The organism is Phenylobacterium sp. Root1290 (assembly GCF_001425305.1).
Taxonomy (GTDB): Bacteria; Pseudomonadota; Alphaproteobacteria; order Caulobacterales; family Caulobacteraceae; genus Phenylobacterium.
On the sequence record NZ_LMEE01000001.1, the window covers coordinates 1,310,364 to 1,325,682 of the forward strand.

The 15,319-nt window shown below is 68.9% G+C and carries 12 protein-coding genes; 5 read left to right on the forward strand and 7 right to left on the reverse strand.

Annotated elements, in window-relative coordinates; translation table 11 throughout:
* Positions 1–155 precede the first annotated feature (155 nt).
* A complete protein-coding gene (locus ASC79_RS06385; RefSeq protein WP_056024538.1) occupies positions 156–1,106 on the forward strand; it encodes a retroviral-like aspartic protease family protein in 951 nt (316 codons plus the stop codon).
* A gap of 130 nt (positions 1,107–1,236) precedes the next feature.
* A complete protein-coding gene (gene dnaN / locus ASC79_RS06390) occupies positions 1,237–2,355 on the forward strand; it encodes a DNA polymerase III subunit beta (RefSeq protein ID WP_056024535.1) in 1,119 nt (372 codons plus the stop codon).
* 10 nt (positions 2,356–2,365) lie between these two features.
* On the opposite strand, the gene ASC79_RS06395 is transcribed toward dnaN, so the two are convergent.
* Positions 2,366–3,937 carry a TonB family protein gene (locus ASC79_RS06395; RefSeq protein ID WP_056024532.1) on the reverse strand — a complete coding sequence of 524 codons (1,572 nt, stop codon included), beginning with the start codon at positions 3,935–3,937 and terminating at the stop codon, positions 2,366–2,368.
* Positions 3,938–4,028: 91 nt separating this feature from the next.
* On the opposite strand from ASC79_RS06395, the gene recF reads away from it, so the two are divergent.
* The 3 genes from recF to ASC79_RS06410 all read left to right on the forward strand — a co-directional run bounded on the left by recF (position 4,029) and on the right by ASC79_RS06410 (position 8,334).
* A complete protein-coding gene (recF, locus tag ASC79_RS06400) occupies positions 4,029–5,171 on the forward strand; it encodes a DNA replication/repair protein RecF (RefSeq protein ID WP_056024530.1) in 1,143 nt (380 codons plus the stop codon).
* Positions 5,168–7,609: a DNA topoisomerase (ATP-hydrolyzing) subunit B gene (gene gyrB, locus ASC79_RS06405; RefSeq protein WP_056024527.1), complete on the forward strand. Its 2,442-nt coding sequence runs from the start codon at positions 5,168–5,170 to the stop codon at positions 7,607–7,609. The genes recF and gyrB overlap by 4 nt, the downstream gene beginning before the upstream one ends.
* A 227-nt stretch (positions 7,610–7,836) precedes the next feature.
* A complete protein-coding gene (locus tag ASC79_RS06410; RefSeq protein WP_056106229.1) occupies positions 7,837–8,334 on the forward strand; it encodes a hypothetical protein in 498 nt (165 codons plus the stop codon).
* A gap of 9 nt (positions 8,335–8,343) precedes the next feature.
* Here ASC79_RS06410 and ASC79_RS21005 read toward each other — a convergent pair whose 3' ends face one another.
* The 6 genes from ASC79_RS21005 to ASC79_RS06440 all read right to left on the reverse strand — a co-directional run bounded on the left by ASC79_RS21005 (position 8,344) and on the right by ASC79_RS06440 (position 15,319).
* Complete coding sequence (locus tag ASC79_RS21005) at positions 8,344–9,042, reverse strand: hypothetical protein (protein ID WP_156378449.1); 699 nt, start codon at positions 9,040–9,042, stop codon at positions 8,344–8,346.
* 144 nt (positions 9,043–9,186) lie between these two features.
* Entirely contained in the window at positions 9,187–10,356 is a 1,170-nt protein-coding gene (locus tag ASC79_RS06420; RefSeq protein WP_056024515.1) for an MFS transporter, read from the reverse strand.
* Positions 10,357–10,419: 63 nt separating this feature from the next.
* Positions 10,420–11,520 (reverse strand): PepSY domain-containing protein, encoded by a 1,101-nt coding sequence (locus ASC79_RS06425; protein WP_082531953.1) that lies wholly within the window; start codon positions 11,518–11,520, stop codon positions 10,420–10,422.
* The gene (locus ASC79_RS06430) at positions 11,520–13,676 is read right to left on the reverse strand and encodes a TonB-dependent receptor (RefSeq protein ID WP_056024512.1); all 2,157 of its coding nucleotides are present in this window, start codon (positions 13,674–13,676) and stop codon (positions 11,520–11,522) included. Before ASC79_RS06430 ends, ASC79_RS06425 begins: the two co-directional genes overlap by 1 nt.
* 114 nt (positions 13,677–13,790) lie before the next feature.
* Entirely contained in the window at positions 13,791–14,252 is a 462-nt protein-coding gene (locus ASC79_RS06435) for a hypothetical protein (protein WP_056024509.1), read from the reverse strand.
* A 68-nt stretch (positions 14,253–14,320) separates the two neighbouring features.
* Positions 14,321–15,319, reverse strand: coding sequence for an AraC family transcriptional regulator (locus ASC79_RS06440; RefSeq protein WP_056024506.1), 999 nt, complete (start codon positions 15,317–15,319; stop codon positions 14,321–14,323).

The following is a 15,319-nucleotide window of genomic DNA, read 5'->3' on the forward strand; positions in this document are numbered from 1 at the left end:
GTCGCGAGCGCCGCTGCAACCCCGTCGCCACGCCCGCCCCGGCGGCTCGCGTCCCGCCGCCCCGGCCGCAACCCTGGGCGGTCCTAACCCCCTAGAAAAATTGACGGTTTCCAGGATCGGGCGTAGGCTTCGCCTGAACGATTAGGGAGCAGAACGTGCTGGTCGGGTCGCAGACTCGCCGCCTCGCGCTCGGCAGGCTCGCCGCCGCCGGGGGACTGCTGCTGGCCACGCCCCAGCTGGCCTTCGGGCAGGTTCCTGAGAGCTCGGCGCCAGAACCTGACGATACGCCGACCACCATCGCCATCACCCGGCAGCTTTTCGAGCACATCACCGCCCCGGTGACGATCAACGGCCAGGGCCCCTATCGCTTCATGGTCGACACCGGCGCCAACGTCTCCTGCATCTCCTCCGAGCTGGCCGGAAAGCTCGCCCTGCCCAAGGGCCGCGAGCTGCAGGTCCACACCATCGTCGGCCGCCGCGGCCGCCCCAGCGTGACGCTCGACCGCCTCGAAATCGGGACCCGCGTGCGCCGGAACGTCGAGGCTCCGGTGCTGCCGATGTCCTCCTTCGACATCGACGGCGTGCTCGGAATCGACTGGCTGAAGGGCCAGCGGCTGGTGATGGGATTCGCCGGCAACACCTTGGAAATCACCAGGTCCAAGCGCGAGGCCAGCGCCCACGGCCGGGTCGTCGTCCCCGCCCGCCGCAAGTCGGGCCAGCTCACCATCGTCGACGCCGACCTCAACGGCCGGTCGATCAGCGCGATGATCGATTCCGGCTCGCAGTTCTCGCTCGGCAACGCCGCGCTGCGGAAGCTGATCATGCGCGCCGACCCCACCGCCGTGCAGCGCTCCAGCCAGGTCGGCCTGATCTCCATCGCCGGCGAGCGCTTCAGCGGCGAGCAGCTCTATCTGCCGTTCATCCGCCTGGGCGGCCTGAATCTGGGAAACGTGCCGGTTGTGTTCTCCGAGATGCCGATCTTCAAGCTCTGGGACCTGCACGAGACCCCGACGATCATGATCGGCATCGACCTGCTGACCCAGTTCGAGACCGTTTCCGTGGACTTCGGACGCTCCGCCGTCCGCTTCGATATCGCCAAGGCCTGAAGGGTTTCCCGCGTTCAGTTGGCCGCACCCTCTTCCACCGATGCGCAATTCGGCTAATGTCCCAAGTCCCTCCAGCGTAGGGGGCCCGGCCCACCTTGGCGCCGGCGCCTGGAGAGATGCGGACCGGAACATGAAGCTTACGATTGAACGGGCGGCGCTTATGAAGGCGCTGGGGCATGTGCAGAGCGCGGTCGAGCGCCGGAACACAATCCCGATCCTTTCGAACGTCCTCCTGTCGGCGGAACGCGATCGCCTGACCTTCTCGGCGACCGACCTGGACATGGAGATCATCGACGAGGCCCTGGCCCAGGTCGATCAGCCCGGCCAGATCACCGCGCCGGCCCACACCCTCTATGAGATCGTCCGCAAGCTGCCCGAAGGCGCCGACGTCTCGCTGAGCTTCACCGGCGAGGATCCGCGCCTGACCGTGGCCGCGGGCCGTTCGCGGTTCAACCTGCCGGTGCTGCCGGCCGGCGACTTCCCGGTCATGTCCTCCGACGGCCTCTCCAGCCGCATCGGCGTCGATGTGGGCGACCTGATCCGCCTGATCGACAAGACCCGCTTCGCGATCTCGACCGAAGAGACCCGCTACTACCTGAACGGGCTCTACCTCCACACCGTGGTCGACAACGGCGTCCAGAAGCTGCGCGCCGTCGCCACCGACGGCCACCGCCTGGCCCTGGCCGAGATGATCGCTCCCGAGGGCTCGGCGGGCACGCCCGGCGTCATCGTCCCGCGCAAGACCATCGGCGAAGCCCGCCGCCTCCTGGAAGACGCTGGCGAGAACGTCGACCTGCAGCTCAGCCCCCAGAAGATCCGCCTGGACTTCAACGGCGCGGCCCTGACCTCGAAGGTCATCGACGGCTCGTTCCCCGACTACAGCCGCGTGATCCCGCAGGGCAACGACCGCATCATGCTGGTGGACAACAAGCTGTTCGCCAAGGCTGTGGACCGCGTCGCCACCATCTCGGCCGAGAAGAGCCGGTCGGTGCGCATGGCCATCGAGCCGGGCAAGATCATCCTGACCGTCCGCAACATGGAAGCCGGCCAAGCCGTCGAAGAGCTTGAAGTCGACTACAACGGCGAAGCCTTCGAACTGTCGTTCAACGCCCGCTACCTGCTCGACGTCACCGATCAGATCGCCAGCGAGACCGCCGAGTTCCGCTTCGGCGGCCCGAACGATCCGGCCCTGGTCCTCGACCCCGTCGACGCCGACGTCCGCTACGTGCTGATGCCGTTGCGGGTCTGACCCGCAGCGCTCAGCCAGGCTCGCACGGACGCTTTTCGCAGAAGACCTTGCGGGCCTGAAGCATCGCGTCTTCGCCGATCGCCGTCATCCTCGCCGCAACCGCGGTGTTGAGCTGCGCCTGGCGACTGACCCAGGCGCGGCCGGCGGGACTGCGCCGGAACGCCAACAGCTCGCGCATCTGGTCCTCGGTATAGGCCTCGGCATAGGCGACGGCCGAAAACTCCAGCATGGTCGGTAGCCAGTCTTCGAACGCCTTGTCGAGCGCTGCGGCCGCCTCGGCGGTGACAGCGGGCGGAGAGGCGCCCCCCGCCGCGGACAGCATTCTGTCGAATGCGGCCTGCCCTAGCGTCTTGGCCTTGTCAGCGTCCTCAGACACCAACAGCCGCGCGGTGGTCAGGGACTTCGCTGTGCTCGGCGCCGCGCCGGCCGGAGCGTCGGGCGTCGGCAGCGCCGGGAAGGGCGCCGTGACCGCCACAGTCTCGCCGGCCGCGCCCTGAACCATCTGGCGCGGCGCCAGCCGGAACCGGGGCGTCAACGACAGCGCCGCCGCGCCAAAACCCAACCCGGCGGGCCGCTCCATCGTGACGGCGCAGTCAGCCAAAAGGCCCAGGCCGTCCACCTTGCACTTCAGCTGCGCCCAGCCCCCCACGCCCATGACCTTGGCCGCCCCTGGATAGGCTGCCCAGCGCAGAGCGACGCTGGGCTCTTCGGTCCACTCCGGCCGATCGATCGTCGCGGCTGCAGCCTCAAGGGCGCGCAGGTCCGCCGGGGTCGCGGTCGCATCGCAATTGCGGGCCTGACAGAACTCGGCGCGGGCCTGCTTGAGGATCTGAACCACCCCGCCGATCAGCGCGGCGTTGAACATTTTCCCGGTGTCGGACTTGCCGCTCGCCATCAGCCGCCCTGTCGGCGTCTCGAAGAAGTCGCTGATCGCCCGAAGCTCCGAGAGGCTGAAGGTCGCGGCGTAGGCTTGTGGCAAGGCCTTCGTGAATCCTGCGCTGACCATCGGCCGCGCACTCAACAACGCCGCACGCGCGGCCTCGACCGTCGCGTCGTCCACGCCCGGGCTCTCCAGCGGCGTGGCCTTCAACGCCGCCTCCATCGCTGGCGCGACCTTGGATTCGATGCCGATCACGGCCACCAGCTTGTGCGCGGCCGCGAGAACTTCAGGCGACGCCGACGCGGGTGTAGCCGGAAGGGGTACGCGCTCGGGCAGGACGAAGCGGATCGGAATTCGCACCTCGCCTCCAGCGACCGGTCGGCCATCAACGGTTTTCGGCTTCATCCGGAACTTGCTGGTCAGCGCCAGCGCCGCCTCGCCAAATCCTAGCCCCGCAGGCTGCGCGCCATCCTGTCTGCACCCCTCCAAAGCCCCATAGGAGTCGACCTGGCAGGATACTGTCGCCCGGCCCGTGATCTGCAACGCCATCGCGGCCTTGGGATAGACGACAGCGATGTCGGCGCCGCTGGGCCGATCCAGCCAATCGGGATTGGTCACCACCGATGGGCGAGGCGCGGCGTAGCCTGGCGCGCACCACGCCAGCGCGCACAGCGCCGCCGCGCAAACCCTGACCGAACGCATCGCACCCCCGCAACTTCCGCGCGCAGCCTAGTCGATCCGCCCGACCGCTCAAGCCTTCGCGCCCGCGCGCGAAACCCGCTATGACGCGCCGGTGACCACCGCCTTCACCCGCCTGACCCTGACGGACTTCCGCTCCTACGAGCGGGCCGAGCTCGCGCTCGACGGCCGGCCGGTGTTCCTGGTCGGGCCGAACGGGGCCGGAAAGACCAACTTCCTGGAGGCGATAAGTCTCTTCACGCCGGGCCGGGGCCTGCGGGGCGCGGTCGGCGCCGAGCTGGGCCGGCGCCAGCCCGGCGAAGCCCAGGGTCGCGCCTGGGCGGTCGCGGCGGTGATCGAACAGGACCGCGAGCCGGTCCGCATCGGCACCGGGGTCGAGAGCGCCGGCGCCGCCCGCCGCACCGTCCGACTGGAGGGCGAACCCGTGCCCCCGGGCCGCCTCTCCGACCACCAGCGCCAGGTGTGGCTGACCCCCGCCCAGGACCGGCTGTTCCTGGAGGGCGCGGGCGATCGCCGCCGCTTCTTCGACCGCCTGGTGTTCGCGGGCGAGCCTGGCCACGCGACCTACGCCAACGCCTACGAGAAGTCCCAGCGCGAGCGCATGCGGCTGTTGACCGACGGTCCGGCCGATCCCGCCTGGATGAGCGCCCTGGAGGCGCGCATGGCCCAGGCCGGCTCGCTGATGGCGCAGGCCCGCGCCCACACGCTGGCGGCGCTGCAGGCCGAGATCGACAGCCGCGGCGACCGGCCGTTTCCGCAGGCCCGCCTGGCCCTGACCGGCGACTGGGAACGGATGGCCCTGGACGGCGTCGAGACCGGCGAAATCGAGGCCCGCCTGGCCCGCGCCCTGGCCGCCGCACGCGAGCGCGACGCCGCCGTCGGACGCGCCCTGACCGGCCCGCACCGCGGCGATCTGGCCGTCATTCACGCCGAGAAGGACCGTCCTGCGGCAGAATGCTCGACGGGTGAGCAGAAAGCCCTGATTCTGAACCTGGTTTTGGGCCAGGCGGCGCGTCTTTCGCGTGCAGAATCGGCTCCAAACCCTATATTGTTGCTGGATGAAGTCGCAGCGCATCTGGACCGTCGCCGACGGGCCGCGCTCTTCGACGAAATCGAGGCGCTCAGGCTGCAGGCGTTCCTGACCGGCACGGACGAGCATCTCTTCGAGGATTTGAAGGGCCGGGCCCAGGGCGTCCATGTGGACGGCTCGAACCTGGCGATTCTGGATACGGTATGACCGACGAAACCCAAGGCGAATCCAACGGCCCCGAGTCCAATGGGCAAGCCGAGTACGGCGCGGAGTCCATCAAGGTCCTGAAGGGCCTGGACGCGGTGCGCAAGCGCCCCGGCATGTACATTGGCGACACCGATGACGGCTCGGGCCTGCACCACATGGTCTACGAGGTGGTCGACAACGCCATCGACGAGACCCTGGCCGGCTACGCCAGCCGCGTCGAGGTGATCCTGAACGCCGACGGCTCGGTGACGGTCACCGACGACGGCCGCGGCATCCCCACCGACATCCACGAGGGCGAAGGCGTCTCGGCGGCCGAGGTCATCATGACCCAGCTGCACGCCGGCGGTAAGTTCGACCAGAACTCCTACAAGGTCTCCGGCGGTCTGCACGGCGTCGGCGTCTCGGTGGTGAACGCGCTGTCGGACTGGCTGCGCCTGAAGATCTATCGCGGCGGCAAGGCCTACGAGATGGAGTTCCGCCGCGGCGACGCGGTCTCGCCCCTCGTGATCACCGGCGACGCGCCGCTGCGCGAGAACGGCGAGTTCCTGTCGGGCACCGAGGTCACCTTCATGGCCTCGACCGAGACCTTCGCGTTCATCGAATACGACCGCAAGACACTGGAGCACCGCCTGCGCGAGCTGGCGTTCCTGAACTCCGGCGTGACCATCTGGCTGAAGGACAACCGCGAGGCCGAGCCCTTCGTCGAGCTGCTGCACTACGAGGGCGGCATCGAGGCGTTCGTGCGCCACCTGGACAAGGCCAAGACCCCGCTGCTGAAGACCCCGATCGTGGTCCGCGGCAAGAAGGACAACGTCGAACTGGACCTGTCGCTCTGGTGGAACGACGGCTACCACGAGAACGTCCTCTGCTTCACGAACAACATCCCGCAGAAGGACGGCGGCACTCACCTTGCGGCGTTCCGCTCGGCCCTGACCCGCATCATCACCGGCTATGCCGAGAGCTCGGGCGCGACCAAGCGCGAGAAGGTCTCGCTGTCGGGCGAGGACGCCCGCGAAGGCCTGACCTGCGTGCTCTCGGTCAAGGTGCCCGACCCGAAGTTCTCGTCGCAGACCAAGGACAAGCTGGTCTCCTCGGAAGTGCGCCCGGCCGTCGAAAGCCTGGTGTCGGAAGGCGTCAGCACCTGGTTCGAGGAACATCCGAACGAAGCCAAGCTGATCGTCCAAAAGATCGCCGAGGCCGCGGCCGCGCGCGAAGCGGCCCGCAAGGCCCGCGAACTGACCCGCCGCAAGTCGGCGCTCGACATCACCTCACTGCCCGGCAAGCTCGCCGACTGCTCGGAGAAGGATCCGGCCAAGTCCGAAGTCTTCCTGGTCGAGGGCGACTCCGCCGGCGGCTCGGCCAAGCAGGCCCGTAACCGCGAGAACCAGGCCATCCTGCCGCTGCGCGGCAAGATCCTGAACGTCGAGCGCGCCCGCTTCGACAAGATGCTGTCGTCCGACCAGATCGGCACCCTGATCACGGCGCTGGGCGCCGGCATCGGCCGCGACGACTTCAACATCGACAAGCTGCGCTACCACAAGATCGTCATCATGACGGACGCCGACGTCGACGGCGCCCACATCCGGACCCTGCTGCTGACCTTCTTCTACCGGCAGATGCCGGAGGTGATCGAGCGCGGCTATCTCTATATCGCCCAGCCGCCGCTCTATAAGGCGACCAAGAGCCGCCAGTCGCGGTACCTGAAGGACGATTCCGAGCTTGAGAACTACCTGATCGACGAAGGCGTCGACGGCGCGGCCCTCGACCTGTCGAGCGGCGAACGCCTGATCGGCGCCGACCTGCTCGCCCTGGTCCAGAGCGCCCGCGGCGCCAAGGCCAATGTCGAGCGGCTGTCCTCGCGCGCGCCGGCCTTCGCCATCGAGCAGGCGGCCATCGCCGGCCTGTTGGCCGAAGACGGCGGCGACCTGGACAAGGCCGCCAAGCGGATGGACCTCTACGCCGAGGAAGGCGACGGCAGCTGGAGCGGCGAGAAGGCCGCCACCGGCGGCTACGTGTTCTCGCGGATCAAGCGCGGCGTGTCCGAACGCATCGTGCTCGACGACCTGCTGCTGCACGCCGCCGACGCACGGCGCCTGTCCGAACGCGCCGCGGCGATGGCCGAGACCTTCGACGGCGTCGCCACCTTCACCCGCAAGGACAAGACCGCGACCGTCCGCGGTCCGCTGGACCTGTTCAACGCGGTGATGGAAGCCGGCCGTCGCGGTCTGTCGATCCAGCGCTACAAGGGCCTGGGCGAGATGAACCCCGACCAGCTGTGGGAGACGACGCTCGACGCCGACGCCCGCACCCTGCTGCAGGTCAAGGTGACCCACGCCGACGACGCCGACGACATGTTCACCCGCCTGATGGGCGACCTGGTCGAGCCGCGTCGCGAGTTCATCCAGGAAAACGCCCTGGACGCCGAGGTCGACGTCTAGGGCCCGCGTCCGGCTCTGCCCAGAAACCTAGCTTCGCGGTGATGGCGGTTGGCTCTGGCCGCCGCCCGCCTGATCGAACACGTTGTCATCCCTACGGCGCGACCTTCGATGGGTCTCGATCGATGCGCCCGCCCCCTGCGGTGGGCGGGGGGGTCTACCCGTGGGCAATGAACCTAGGAGACTGCCTCGCGCCGGGCGCGTAGCCTACTGAACTACGGGGGAAAGGCATGGAGGTCACCGTGTCCCCAATCGACGAACACCCATCTTTCGCCGCGGAATCGTCAGCCACGACGGGCAGGAAAAAAGCCTCCGCCGGATCGTCCGAACAGGCGGTCGCGCCGCTCCTATCCATCAACGTCGATCCCGGCACGGGACGGGTGATCAGCATCGAGAGCATGGACGCCTCCGGCGATCGACGGGCGCTCTCCGATGAAGAGCGCACCCGCCTCTCCGAGCTGAAGCCTGAAGCCACATTGCGAGACATCGTTGAACGGGCGTTCGAGGCTGGCGTCGCCTGCGTTCTGGGCCAGCAGGCCCGGGGCGAAGAAACTCCGGAGTCCGAAGAGGACGCCGAGCTGTCGCGGATGCTGTTGCGTTCCTTAATCGCCGAAAGCGCCGCCAAGCGCCTAACCCAGTTCGATGTCTTGAGCCCCGCGATCGTGGGAACGCTGATCGAGCGGGCCGCGAGCCGCGACCGGAACTCCGACGCCGGCGCCGACCACTAAACACCCACGTCAAGTCGGGGATGAAGCGAACCGCGCCGTCCGGCCAGCGTGCCGTTCGACGCGGCCTACCAGCAAACACACGAGGAGCACTCGATGACGTTTGACACGACTTATGACGGCAATGGCAGAGACACCGACGACATCGCCCGCCTGCTCGCCGGCGGCAAGATACGAGGCCGCAAGCGCATGCGGCGGCTGCTGATCGCCCGTCTCATCAGCGACAAGCGTGGCGCCGAAGCCGACGACGAGGATGAAGGCATCGACGAAGATGAAGGCGGCGGCGAAGACCAGCGCCTCGCCCGCCTCCTGGTCGGCGGCGCCGTGCGCAAGCGCCGACTTCGGCGCCTGGTGCTCGCCCAGATGCTCCGTCAACGAGGCGACGAAGACGAGGGCGAGGGCATCGAGGATGAGGAAAGCGACGACGAGGATCATAACCTCGCCCGCCTCCTGGTCGGCGGGGCCGCGCGCAAGCGGCGTCTGCGTCGCCTGGTGCTCGCCCAGATGCTCCGTCAACGCGGCGAAGAAGATGAGGACGAGGGTATCGAGGACGAGGAAGGCGGCGATGAGGATCGGCGTCTGGCTCAAGTCCTGGTCGGCGGCGCCAGGCGCCGGCGGCGTCTGCGCCGACTGGTCCTGGCCCACGTGCTCAGCGAGCGCAGAGACGAGGACGAGGGCGAAGGCATCGAGGATGACGACGATGATCGCCAACTGGTGCGCTTCCTCGTCGGTCAAAAGGCCGTGCGTCGGGGCCGGGCCCGGCGAATGGCCGGCGCCCGCGAACTGAGGCACTAGGCCAATCACTGCCGGAGGGGCTCGCCCCTCCGGCTTCCTTACCGCAAGCCGCGATGGGTCTTACGGCTTCTCACCAACGGCCACCTGCGGCCTTGGGAACACGAAGGCCAGGGTCATCAGCGCCGCCAGCGACATGGCCAGGGCCACCGCCGGGATCGCCGGCACGCCGTAGCTCGCCAGAGCCAGCCCGCCCATGGCCGAGCCCAGCGCCTGGCCGACCGAGATCACCGAGCCGTTGAGGGCCAGCGCCACCGGCGCGCCCTCGGTCATCGAGATCAGCCGCGCCTGGATCACCGGGGTGATCGAGAACAGCGCCGTGGCCGCCACGAAGATGCCCAGCGCCACCAGCGTCGCGCTCGGCCAGCCGGCCGGGGCGACCTGGTGCGTGGCCGCGAAATGGATGGTCATGGCCGTCGCCTGGATCGCAAAGCCGATCAGGATCCAGCTGCGCCCGAGATCACGGTTGGCCGCCCGCGCGCCCAGCCACAGGCCGAGGATGGAGCCAAAGCCGATCATCGACTGGAAGGCGCCCACCCCTGCGCCGGTGACGCCCGCCCCGACCCGCACGATCGGCGCGATGTAGAGGTTCAGCGTCATGTTGGCGGCGAAGGCCAGGAAGGTGGTCAGGTAGAGCGGCCAGATCGCCGGCAGGTCCAGGGTTCCCCCGGCGCGCTTCGGCGGCGCCGGCACCCGCGGCAGGAAGAACAGCACCCCGACCAGGGCGATGGCCGACAGCGTCGCCGCGGTCAGGAAGGTCGCCCGCCAACCGAACAGGTCGCCGACGACGCTGCCGATAGGAATGCCGATCACGAAGGCCAGTGTCATGCCGCCCGAAACCATGGCCAGGGCCGAGCCGCGCCGCTCGGGCGGAGCCAGCGAAGCGGCCGCTACGCTGGCGGCCGGACCCGACATCGCGCCAGCCAGGCCGGCCAGCGCCCGCAGCACCATCAGCGCCTCGAAGTTGGGCGTCAGGGCGCAGGCGATGTGCAGCACCAGGCCAAGGCTCAGGCCGACGATCACCATGATCTTGCGGTCGACCCGCGCGAACAGCCAGGCGGCCACCGGCCCCAATACCGCCGAGGTCAGCACGAACACCGTCTGCAACTGCCCGGCCACGGCCGTCGTCACGCCAAGGTCGGCGGCCAGCGCCTCCAGCAGGCCGGCGAAGATGAAGGCTCCGGACCCGAACGCGAACGTCACCATGGTCAGAACGAAAATGCGCGGGTTCATGCAGCCGAGCTTAGCCGCGCGACCATACCGGCCGCCAGACATTTGAGAGCGCGGTTCGCCGAGCTAGGCCGCCGCGGGCTTGGCGACCGGGCGCTTGCGCTTGCGTTTCAGGGTCTTGGGTCCCGCCCAGAAGGTCCAGACCGCCAGGGATCCCAGCAGGGCGAGCGACAGACCCGAGAGCGTCATCACCAACCGATACGGCAGCCCGCCGACCTTGGCGGCGTGGATCGGATACTCGGCGTTGGCGATTCGCACGCCCAGCGGCTGGGTCAGGGCGTCGCGGCTGGCGACCAGCCGGCCATCTGCGGGATCGAACCAGAACATGGTGCGGCCGTTGGGCAGCCATTCGGCCTGCTGGCGCACCCTCAGCGAGATCAGGCCGCCGGGCTTGGTCGGCAGGCTGATTATCCGCAGTTCGCCGTCGGGATACATCGCCCGCGCCGCCTCGAGCAGCGCGGCGTAGTCGATGTCGGCCGCCTTCGGGCCGCCCTCGGTCTTGGGCGGTTTCTGCGCCTCGGCCATGACCGCAGGGCTGGAGAACGGCGCCAGCAGCACGTCCTCGACCGCCGGCAAGGTCATCATCACCCCAGTCAGCATCGACACGAACAGCAGCGGCGCGGTCACGACGCCCAGGTCGCGGTGCTGACGCACCACGCCGTTGCGGCTCAGGTTCGAAGGCCATGGCCGAAGGGCGAACAGCCGCCGCGCCGGCCACCACAGGATCACCCCGGTGACCACGAAGCCCAGGCCGACCAGAGCCATGATCCCGGCCGCCAGTTCGCCGACATCGGCGGCCAGCAGGTGATGGTGCAGGTCGAACAGCCAGATCTCCGGTCGCTCCCACTTGGACGACCACGCCGCGACGATCTCGCCGCTCTGGTCGGCATAGGCCCCGCGCGCGGGCTCGACATAGTTCAGGCGATGCAGCCCCAGCCGCTCGCTGGCCAGCACGATGGAACGCGGCGCATCGGGCCCTGAGAATATCTTTCCAACGGTCGCTGCAACCGCCGCCGTGTCCTGGTTCTGCGCGTCGGCGGCGTGCGGCAGGGTCGCGCGCAGGAAGTCGTCCTTGTGGACCAGCAGCGCGCCCGAGAGGCCCAGCACCGCCAGGAAGAGGCCGATCAGGCCTCCGGCCCATCGGTGCAGGAGCCGCAGCGTTCCCATCAGAACCTGCGCTCGAACCCAAGCGTGAAGCTGCGGCCGCGGCCCGCGAAGTTGCGCAGGTTGTCGGTCGGGTTGCTCGTGTCGGAGGCGTAGCTCAGATAGTACTCGTCCATCAGGTTCTGCACGCTGAAGATCACGTCGCCGAACCCTGCCTCATAGCGGACCGAGGCGTCGACCAGCGTGTAGCCGCCGAAGCTGTTGCGCGGATCTGCGCCGTCGAAGCTGCGCTCCAGATAGGACTGGCTCTGCAGACGAGCGGCCAGCGGACCGCTCTGATAGATCAGCGCGAAGTTGAAGCGGTCAGGCGAGATGTTGGCGCCGTCGAGGTCGATGTCGACGCTGCCGTCGCCGTTGCTGTCGGCACGGCCCTTCAGCTTGGCGTAGCCGGCGTTGACGCTGACCCCGGGCACAGGCGTCCTGGCGGTGACGTTGAGCTCCAGGCCCTCGATCTCCACCCGTTGGCGCTGCACGTCGTAGACGGCGGTGGCCGGGTTGAGCACCAGCAGCTGACCCAGCTTGGACTTGGACCAGAAGTAGGCGGCGCTGGCCTCGATCGGCCCGTACTTCCACTCGGCGCCGATTTCCTGGTTGTCGGAAACCACCGGGCTGATGTCGAGGAAGCTGTCGACGTCGACGCCGTTGCGGTTCACCGCCCGCAGGATTCGGCCGACGTCGGGCACGGTGTAGCCCTCGGCGTAGCTGGCGTAGAGGCGCAGGCCCTCGACCGGGTTCACCACGATCCCGCCATTGACCAGCGTGGCGTCGAAGCTGGGCTCGCCGCCGCTGACCGCACGCGAGCCGTAGGTGGCCAGGGTGGTGTAGTCGCCGACCTTCAAGGTCACCGATTCATAGCGGGCGCCGCCAGCCAGATGCACCTTGTCGCCGAACAGGGCGAGGTTGGCCTGCACGAACGGCGCGACGCTGCGGAACTCGGTCGGCGGCACCCAGACGCGGTTGGTGGCGATCAGCGACTGCGCGGTCTCGTCGCGCAGGGTGTCGAGGCCCAGCGTCGCGTTCAATCCGGGCACGAACGGCACTTCACGCTCGTAACTGGCGCGGGCGCCGAGCTTTTCGGACTCGTTGGAGGACTGGTCGAACAGCGTCCCGACCGGAGCCAGGCGCACGTCCTGGAAGGTGGCGCTGCGGTCTCCGCCGAACGTGTCGCGCGTGCGGTTGTAGAACAGCTGGGCGTTCAGATCGCCGCCCCACAGGTCGTTGTCGGTCAGGGCCAGGGAGACCGTCTCGACCTTGTTGGCGGCCGTCCGGCCTTCCGGCGCGCCGCGCACCGAACTGGCTGGGCGGTTCTTGGTGCGGTCGCCCGCCACGATCACATAGTCGCCGTCGCCCTTCAGCTCGAAGCGGTTGGCGACGAGGTCGAGGCGCAGGCTTTCGTCGATCTGCCAGCCGAACCGGCCGAAGATCGAGGTGCTGACCGAGTCCTGGATCTCGCCCTGGGTGTTGTCGACGCCGATCCGATCGCCGTGTCCGTCGTAAAAGGCGCCGCGCGCCTCGTAAGCCAGGCCCAGGGTGGCGTCGAAGGCGCCGCTGCGCCAGGCGCCCAGACCCGCCGTCTTCCAGCCAAGGCCATCGCCGTGCGCGCGCGCGTCGGTGCTGGCCTGGACCAGCACGCGGCCGGTCAGGCCGTCTTCCTTGGGCGGGCCGACGGTCACCTGGTTGACCACGCCGCCGGTGGCGCCGATGCCCTGCAGAGCGTTCGATCCGTAGATCAACTCGACATGATCGATGAAGAAGGCGTCGATGGTGAAGCCGTCGCGCGAGCCGTCCCGGATCGGGGTCGACTGCGGGATGCCGTTAATGGCGAACAGCGGCGAGCGGCCGCGCAGGGTCTCCCCGCTGCCCGACAGCTTCTGGCGCGTCGGCGAGAAGGACGGCGACAGCGCGGACACCGCATCGACGATCGAACCGCTGATCGAGACCTGCTGCGATAGGGCGGTGGAGTCGACCACGTCCACCGTCATCGGCAGGGCGCTGGCCGGCAGGTTGGTCCGCGCCGCGGTGATGACCAGTTCGGAGACTTCGGTCGCGGCGGCGTCGTCAGCGAGCGCCTGTCCTCCGGCCATCAAGGCCAGCATGCTGGCCCCCGCCGCCAACAGGCCTCCACGCGCGATCCGCGCGACGTTGCTACCCTTAGTCATGCAATCCCCGACACGTCCTGTTCCAGACCGCGCTCTATAGCGGAGAATGCGAATTACTCTCAACGTACTTGTGCGGGTGGTTTCCAGAAGAGGACTATCGATGCGGGAGTGGGACTAGCCGCTGAACCAGCCGCCGACCACGCAGCTGATCTGGCCGTCCCTCACGGTCACGGTGGCGCGACGGCCGGTCCCCGGCTTGTACACGACCGTGCGCCCGCCGCTGGTCACCGCCAGGGTGGACGGCGCGCTGAACTGGCAGACGCGATAGGTCTTCTCGCTCACCATGCCGCGCTCCGGCGGCGCCACGCAGCTGGCGTGGCCATAGCGTCGTTCGAACCTGACGGCGCCGTACTCGAAACTCCTGGGTCCCTTGTCGCCGAACGAGGTCGGCGAGGCCTGCACCACTGGGCAGGCCGGCCCGGCGATGCTCCAGGCCTGGCGCATCGCCTCCTGCTCCGACCAGGTTTCATGGATCAGGAAGGCGGGGATGCTTAGGATCACCAGCATCAGGCCGGTCAGGTTGACGACCTGCCCCGCGATCGAGTCCAGCAACGGATGACGCCGCACCTGCTCCATGACGCCACTTCACCCCCGATCGGAGCGCGCCGCAACCCAGAAGCGTGGCTCGACGTCACCACAATCGCTCAGCGCAGCGGGGCCGCGCCCTGCGCCTGTCGCAACGCCCGGGGCGAGGCGCCCCACCAATGCGAGACCGCGCGGGAGAAGGCGCTGGCGTCGGAGTAGCCCAGCAAGCGGCTGATCTGGCCGATGCTGGCCTGGGACTCGACCAGCAGGATCAGCGCCTCTTCCATCCGATAGCCTTCCAGCAGGGCCTTGAAGCTGCTGCCCGCCTGCGCCAGCCGCCGTTGCAGCGTGCGCGGCGAGCAGCCGACCTCCGCGGCGACCGAGGGCACGTCGGCCGTTCCCGGCCCCAGCTTGCCGATCGCCGCCCGCACGTTCTGGCAAAGTCCGTCCATCTGCCGCCGCCCGGCCAGGAGCGACTCCGCATAGGCCAGATTGATGTCGCGTAGGGCCGGATCGGCGCCGGGCACCGGCATGGCCAGGGCCGAGGCGTCGAAGTCGATGGTCGCCTGCGCCGCCCCCATCCGAACCGGGCAGCCGAGCAGGGCGGCGAACGGCGCGGGATCGGCTTCGGCGCGCCCGACGAGTTGCACCAGCGTCGGATGCGGCCGGCGTCCCGCCGCCGCGGCCACCACCGAGTCGATCTGCAGCGGATCGATGGCGACCGCCGCCTTGCTCGGCTCGTAGGTCAGCCGCAGCCCGCCCGCCCGCGCGGTCGCGACAAAGCGGCCGCTGTCGCTGAGCAGCACCTGGTAGCGCGCCATGTGCCGCAGCGACTCCTCGAAGGTCTGGCTGTGCGCGCGCACCACGCTGACCACGTTGGCGGCCTGGATCGGCAGCCGCGTCCCGACCTTCAACCCCAGCAACGGATCCTCGCTCAGCGCCCGCGCCCGCCGCCAGATCCGCCGGGCCAGGCTGACCTCGATCTGTCCGGCGTCGGGCGCCCGGCCCTCGACGACGCCGCGCAGGCCATGGGTCAGCGCTGCGCGGTCCAGGCCCTCGCGCACCAACCCGTCGAGCACCGCGTTGATCCAGGCCGAAGCAATGGTGAGGGCCGACAC